Here is a 3,615-nt window from a genome sequence, read left to right as displayed (position 1 = left end):
ACCCCCCAGGTCATCCGTTCGACAGGGGGACACAGTCATGCCGGACCCGGAGGCCAGCGGCCCTCTTGCAGGACCGCGAAGAACATAACGGGGGGAACGATCACCGGGGCGGCTGCTGGCTCGTCGCCGAGTATCGAATCGTCATCACCTAGGGGAGAGACCTGATGCGGTGCTGCTCTGTGCTCATTACCGTCGAGGTCACGGAGCGGTGCTGACAGCATGAGGGAGACATGGTGGCTGTGGATGAGCCTGGGGTGTACGAAATCCGGATTCACGGATGCCTGAGCGTGCGGGAAGCGTTGGCGCTGCAGGAGCCGGTCGAGCGTCTGCTGTGTCCGGACCCCGACCACAGGCCGCCCTGTGACGTGCCGTGGAGTTTCACCCTGGGTGACGACGAGCAGGCTGACGACGGCATCGAGGCCAAGGTCCTTGTCCTGGGCGTCTATACGCCGGGCGGGCGGGCCGCGCAGGTGGCTGACCAGGTGCGCGGCGTTGTGGGTGAGACCCGGCCAGTCACGGTGCGCGCGGCTGCTGCCGGACAGTTCGAGGAGCTGGCAGAGCAATATCGGATCGAACGCGCTGTCAGGCAGAGCTGACATCTCGTCGAAGCAGTGGATGACGTCACGGACAGTGTCCTCGTCGGCCTGCACGGGACGCGCGATCACCGGGACGCCGCTCCCGCCCGCCGACGCCGGCAGCATCATCGCCCTGCGGAACCGCACCGTGCTGGTGCCGCCCCGCCGCACGATCCGCTGCGACTTCTGCCGGAGATGTCACCGCATCCGACCGACGCGAGGCGAGTCAGCACCAACCCGGTGATCGCTTCAGGTCACCGCACTAGAAGACGGGCGTGCCGTTCCGCGTGAGCTTCCAGTCCACCGCCGCGAACTCGGCCGGGTCGATGGACCCCTTCGCCTTCACCCAGGCGATCATGGTGTTGCGGATCTCTTCCGAGTTCGACCACAGCAACCGCGCGGCGGCGACATGCGGGAAGTTGCCGCCGCCGTTGGCCCGGTAGTTGTTCACCGCGAACACGAACTTCGCGTCGTCCGCGAGCGGCTGCCCCTCGAACCGCACGTTCGTCAACCGCGAACCGGCCGGCTTCGCGATGTCGATCTCGTACGCCAGACCGCTCACCACGTCGTAGTTGTAGTCCGGCGTGCCGTTCGCGTTCGTCAGCTTCGCCGGATCCACCGGAGCACCCGGCGCCGTCTGCACGAAGTAGTTCGCCGAGAACTCCAGGTACGCCTTCATCTGCGCACCCGTCATCAGACGCGCCTCCAGCGTGTTCTCGAAGACGTACAGACCCGCCACGTCCCTGATCGTCACCTCGCCCGCCGGGATCCGGGCGGACCGCGAGAAGCACGCCGCCTGCGACAGCACCGGCAGCGCGGCGTGCTCCGTGCCCGCCAGGGCCTGCTTCACCGTGTCCGCCTGGATGCGGTTGATCAGATCGATGATCGGCACGTCCTTGTACGGCGCCTCGGCCGACGTCATCTCCGCCGCGTTCGTGCCGATGACCTGGTTGACGTACGCCACGACCTTCTCGTGCTCGTCCGACAGCAGCCGGACGATCTTCGGGTCCTCCTCGACGGTGTTGGAGTTGAGGACCTGCGCGCCCACCTTCTCGACCTTCCAGCAGCCCTTCTCCCAGACCAGCTCGAAGTCGAAGAGCGTGAGCCGCTGCCCCCACTTCAGCGGCTCGGACAGCACGACCTGCTTGCCCGTCTTCTTGTTGGTCACGAAGTACTCGGGGATCTCCGTGTGCGCGTGCCCGACCAGGATCGCGTCGATGCCCGGCACCTGCTCGGCCACCAGCCCGGCCGCGTTCTCGATGTACGGCAGCTGGTCACCGTAGGACGACGTCCCCGACGAACCGCTGTGCGCCGACACGATGACGACGTCCGCGCCCATCGACCGCAGCTTCGGCACCCACTTCGCCGCCTGCTCCTCCAGACCCGGGAACGTCATCTTCCCCTGCACGTTCGCCTTGTCCCAGATCGCGATCCCCGGGTTCGTCAGACCCAGCACCGCCACCTTCACATCCCGCCCGAACGGCGTGCGCAGCCGGTGCATGCTGTACGGCGCGAAAGCGGGCCGCAGCGTCTTCGCGTCCAGCGCGTTCGCGCCCAGCAGCGGGAAACGGCACTGCTGCTCGAACTTCCGCAGCACCGGGATGCCGTAGTTGAACTCGTGGTTGCCGAGCGCCGCCGCGTCGTAACCCATGGCGTTCATGGCCTGCGCCATCGGATGCACCGGGCCGCCCTCGGCCGTGATCGGGTCGACCTTGGCGTAGTAGTACGACAGCTGCGTGCCCTGGATGGTGTCGCCCGCGTCGATCAGCAGCGTGTTGCGGTGGCCCTTCTCCTCGCGGACGCGGTTCACCAGGGTCGAGACCTTGGCGAGACCGACGTCGTTGTGGTTCTTGTCGTCGAACTCCTGGTCCGTGAAGTAGTCCCAGTTGAAGACGTTCCCGTGCAGGTCCGTCGTCCCGAGCACAGTGAAGGCGTACCGCTTCACGCCCCGCTCGCCCTCGCGCGCCTCGGCCGCCTGCGCACCCGGCGCCCCGACCGCACCGGTCAGCGCCACCCCCGCCCCGGTCACGGCGGACTTCTCCAGGAACTTCCGGCGGTTCAACGGCATGTCTGGCTCCTCGCGGAATCTGTGAACGACGCGCGTAGATAACGCGCGTAGATTCTGACCCGTTCATGACCGGCAGCAACAGCCCCGCCAGGTTGCGATCTGATGACTCGACCCACCGGCTCCACGCCCGTGGCCAGCCAAGACGTGACAGAGTGGGGCGTATGACCGCGCCCACGGCAGACCCCTCCCAGCCCGCCGTCCCCTACGGCACACCCGACGCCCCCCGCATCGCCGTCCGCGGCGAGGCCCGCCTCGAAGTCGACCCCGAGATCGCCCGCATAGGCATCACCGTCGCCGCCCGCGGCCGCGACCGCCGCTCCGCCCTCGACGACCTCACCCGCCGCAACGCCGGCGTCCTCGACCTCGTCAAGTCCTACGGCGACGCCGTCGAACGCCTGGAGACCGGCGCCTTCTCCATCACCCCCGAACTCACCAAGCACGGCCGCGGCGAACGCGTCCGCACCTACCACGGCAGCGTCCACGTCACCGCCGAACTCACCGACTTCACCGCCCTCGGCGAACTCACCACCCGTCTCGCCGACCTGGAACTCACCCGCGTGGACGGCCCCTGGTGGGCCCTGCGCCCCGACTCGCCCGCCCACCGCGAAGCCCGTAAGAAGGCCGTACGGGAAGCCGTCCAGCGCGCCCGCGAGTACGCCGAGGCACTCGGCACCACCCTCTCCGCCCTGGTCGAACTCGCCGACATCGGCGCCGAGAACGCCCCGCCGCCCTACCCCCAGGCCCCCGGCCGCGCGCGCTCCGCCGCCTTCGGCGCCGCCGCCGAAGGCGCCCCGGCGGCCCCCCTCGACCTCGAACCCCAGCGCCAGCGGGTCCACGCCCAGATCAACGCCCGCTTCACGATGGTGCCGCCGCAGCTCTAGGGCCTGTCGTTTGGATCACGCCGCAGACGCGGGGTCTGGCACGCACCTCTGCGGCGTTGTCGTCGGTTGCCGACTCCCCCAAGCTCTCGAC

3 protein-coding genes and 1 pseudogene are annotated in these 3,615 nt (G+C 68.6%); 2 read left to right on the top strand and 2 right to left on the bottom strand.

Translation table 11 applies throughout. The features are described from left to right. Nucleotides 1-230: 230 nt before the first annotated feature. Nucleotides 231-596 carry a hypothetical protein gene (locus tag ACIBNA_RS44925; RefSeq protein WP_399171274.1) on the top strand — a complete coding sequence of 122 codons (366 nt, stop codon included), beginning with the start codon at nt 231-233 and terminating at the stop codon, nt 594-596. On the opposite strand, the pseudogene ACIBNA_RS44920 reads toward ACIBNA_RS44925, so the two are convergent. After that, nucleotides 597-749: pseudogene (locus ACIBNA_RS44920) on the bottom strand (IS630 family transposase); the annotation flags it as partial. 88 nt (nt 750-837) lie between these two features. Beyond that, a complete protein-coding gene (locus tag ACIBNA_RS44915) occupies nt 838-2,643 on the bottom strand; it encodes a bifunctional metallophosphatase/5'-nucleotidase (protein WP_399171272.1) in 1,806 nt (601 codons plus the stop codon). A gap of 161 nt (nt 2,644-2,804) precedes the next feature. On the opposite strand from ACIBNA_RS44915, the gene ACIBNA_RS44910 reads away from it, so the two are divergent. Beyond that, a complete protein-coding gene (locus ACIBNA_RS44910) occupies nt 2,805-3,524 on the top strand; it encodes an SIMPL domain-containing protein (protein ID WP_399171270.1) in 720 nt (239 codons plus the stop codon). Nucleotides 3,525-3,615 lie beyond the last annotated feature (91 nt).

This window comes from Streptomyces sp. NPDC050164, from assembly GCF_044459945.1.
Classification (GTDB): domain Bacteria; phylum Actinomycetota; class Actinomycetes; order Streptomycetales; family Streptomycetaceae; genus Streptomyces; species Streptomyces coeruleorubidus_A.
The sequence above is the reverse complement of the archived record's forward strand: the minus strand, read 5'-3'. Positions and strand labels throughout refer to the sequence as shown.

Coding starts and splice junctions, on each gene's coding strand:
- ACIBNA_RS44910 (WP_399171270.1), top strand. CDS start 2,805: ATGACCGCGCCCACGGCAGACCCCTCCCAGCCCGCCGTCCCCTACGGC.
- ACIBNA_RS44925 (WP_399171274.1), top strand. CDS start 231: ATGGTGGCTGTGGATGAGCCTGGGGTGTACGAAATCCGGATTCACGGA.
- ACIBNA_RS44915 (WP_399171272.1), bottom strand. CDS start 2,643: ATGCCGTTGAACCGCCGGAAGTTCCTGGAGAAGTCCGCCGTGACCGGG.